The sequence below is a fragment of the Phormidesmis sp. 146-33 genome (genome assembly GCF_052939515.1).
In genome coordinates this window covers 1-2495 of record NZ_JBJPHU010000249.1, presented here as the reverse complement: position 1 = coordinate 2495, position 2495 = coordinate 1, and the positions used below count along the sequence as shown (strand labels likewise).

At 45.2% G+C, this 2495-nt stretch carries 3 protein-coding genes; 2 read left to right on the top strand and 1 reads right to left on the bottom strand.

Annotated features, from left to right (window positions below; genetic code table 11):
* Positions 1-840: hypothetical protein (locus ACJ2PR_RS35605; RefSeq protein WP_446880597.1), on the top strand; the 840-nt coding region annotated here is incomplete at its 5' end.
* A 21-nt stretch (positions 841-861) separates the two neighbouring features.
* On the opposite strand, the gene ACJ2PR_RS35600 is transcribed toward ACJ2PR_RS35605, so the two are convergent.
* Positions 862-1302 carry a DUF6036 family nucleotidyltransferase gene (locus tag ACJ2PR_RS35600; RefSeq protein WP_446867621.1) on the bottom strand — a complete coding sequence of 147 codons (441 nt, stop codon included), beginning with the start codon at positions 1300-1302 and terminating at the stop codon, positions 862-864.
* A gap of 352 nt (positions 1303-1654) precedes the next feature.
* On the opposite strand from ACJ2PR_RS35600, the gene ACJ2PR_RS35595 reads away from it, so the two are divergent.
* Positions 1655-2368 carry an RNA ligase family protein gene (locus ACJ2PR_RS35595; RefSeq protein ID WP_446867647.1) on the top strand — a complete coding sequence of 238 codons (714 nt, stop codon included), beginning with the start codon at positions 1655-1657 and terminating at the stop codon, positions 2366-2368.
* The last annotated feature ends 127 nt before the right edge of the window (positions 2369-2495 follow it).

Sequence of the window (2495 nt, the reverse complement as noted above, 5' to 3'; positions counted from 1 at the left end):
ACGCTGCCAAATTCAGATACCTCCCATACGCTTGTTTTGTCTTGTTTACATCTACCTTTCTTTTTGTGGGCAGTTTTAGGATTTGTCTTTGCGGGTAGAGACTTTAGAAACTCCGATCGCCGGATGGACTACCTGAAATACAACGGCGAAATGCTGATCTACACAACCCTCTTGATCATCTGTGGCAGCTTGCTAGTGGGCATAACAGCGGGACTTTTTTCTATCATTTCGGTCAATATTAACTCGTTTTACTATGAATACATTTTGATTTATGCCTTGTGTGCGGCTCCGATCGTGGCCACTCATTTAACTCATGCCCAAAGTCATTTGATCAGCAATCTAGCACCCACGATCGCCCGAATTTTTAGCCCATTGGTATTACTGACTTTAATTGCTTATTTAATTAGCATTTTGACTTTGCGACGCAATCCCTTTATCGATCGAGAGTTTTTGGTTGTCTTTAACGTCATGTTGTTAGGCGTATTAGCGATCGCTATTTTCACCCTATCCGAACGAGCCGCTACCAGTAAAAAACTGCTGGGAGATTACATTACATTTGCGCTGGTGGCAATTGCATTAATGGTGGATGGCGTGGCATTGGCCGCGATCGCGTTTCGTCTAGCCTCGTATGGCACTACACCCAATCGAGTCGTTGTTTTAGTTGCAAACCTATTAGTCTTTGGCAATCTGGCTGGAATGCTCGTGCAGTACGTAAGATTCTTTTTGGGGAAAGCGTCGATCGCATCGATCAAAAACTGGATTACAAGCTATCTACCTTTATATGGAATTTGGGCAGCGATCGTGCTATTCACATTTCCATTTCTCTTTGCCTTTAAGTAAGCTATCCCCAAGCTTTTCTTTTCAATTGTTCAAATTCTCTAAGTCAGCTAAGTCCTGTAGTCTTCCTGATGCTTTCTTATTGATCTTCAAGTTCTCTAAGTCAATAAAGTTCACTGTCATTCCATCTATTACAATCTCAAGCTTTGAATTAAAGCAAGTCACAAAATCAACACCATCGGGCGTAGTGATTAGATCAATACGATTAGGGGGATATCCCAACTGAATCACCTGATCAGGGGTGAGAAAATCTTCAGGGGTCATTTCAAGAGAGCCAAAACCAAACTGTTGCAATGTCTGCATAATATTGGTGGCATTGTCTGGTGCCATCTCGATCCAAATATCAATATCTTTTGTGTAGCGAGGATAGCCATGAACCGCTACCGCATAGCCGCCAATCACAAGATAGCGAACCTGATTATCGTTTAATAACTGTATAAACTCTTTGAAATCCTGGTTCAGCATGATATTTCCATTGATGGAACTCTTGGCGGATTTCCTCTAAGGCAGCAAGACGCAAGTGATGAGGCTGATCTCGCCAATAAGCAGTGTCCTGTTTAGCGGATCTCATACTGGTTTTCACAACTTGAATTGAACGGCGAGTATAAGAATGCATCGGCAAAACTTACAGGCTTTCACATAAGTGCATTATAAACCGCAGAGTTAGCCAAAATTGCATCGAACGAAGCCGCGACCCTTAGCGGGTAACTCGAAGCGACCCCTTGCGGGTAACTCGAAGAGATCGCACCCATCAATTCCACAACATCTACGATACAGTTATACTACATGGATATTACAAAACTTATAACCAACGGTGATGAAGCCTTTAGGCATCAAGAATTATGGGCATATTCCGCACCTTCCTGGCTCCCGACTCGGCACAGGAGATCACACCTGCAATCCGGGACAGGCGAAAATTGCGACCAAAAAACTTCGCGATCGGCGTGATCAAGTGATCGTTCAAGAAAAACTAGACGGCTCAAATGTAGGTGTAGCCCTTCTAGATGGCAAGCTGTATCCCTTGATTCGATCGGGCTATGTGGCGAACGCTTCGCCCTATGAGCAGCACCAATATTTTTATCAATGGGTTTGGCTACACGAAGATCGGTTTCGCAGCGTCTTGAAGAATGGAGAACGACTAATCGGAGAATGGCTTTTGCAAGCCCACGGAACGCGCTATCACTTGACTCACGAGCCGTTTGTCGCCTTCGATCTCATGCAGGCAGGTCGGCGGGTTGGCTATGAAGAATTTTGCGATCGCCTCGCCCCTACTTTCACGATTCCCCGATTGATTCATCAAGGAGAAGCCTTCGCGATCGAGCAAGCCCTAACAGCAGTCTCAACCTCCGGACATGGAGCGATCGATCCCGTCGAAGGAGCAATTTGGCGCATCGAACGAGACGGTAAATTCGATTTCTTGTGCAAATTCGTCCGCCACGACAAGCAAGACGGCTGCTACCTCCCAGAAACCTACGGTCAAATCGTCTGGAATGTGGAACCTAAAAGCATTTTGGCGATTAACGCAAATTAATCTAACGTGATATTCGATGAGAGTTTTTCCGCTGCGTTGCTCATGGCTTTTGCCCCCCAACCCCCAATTTTAGGGGACTTTCAGAGAGGAATTCTGGTTCAAAGTCCCTCACTCGTGGGGGATTTAG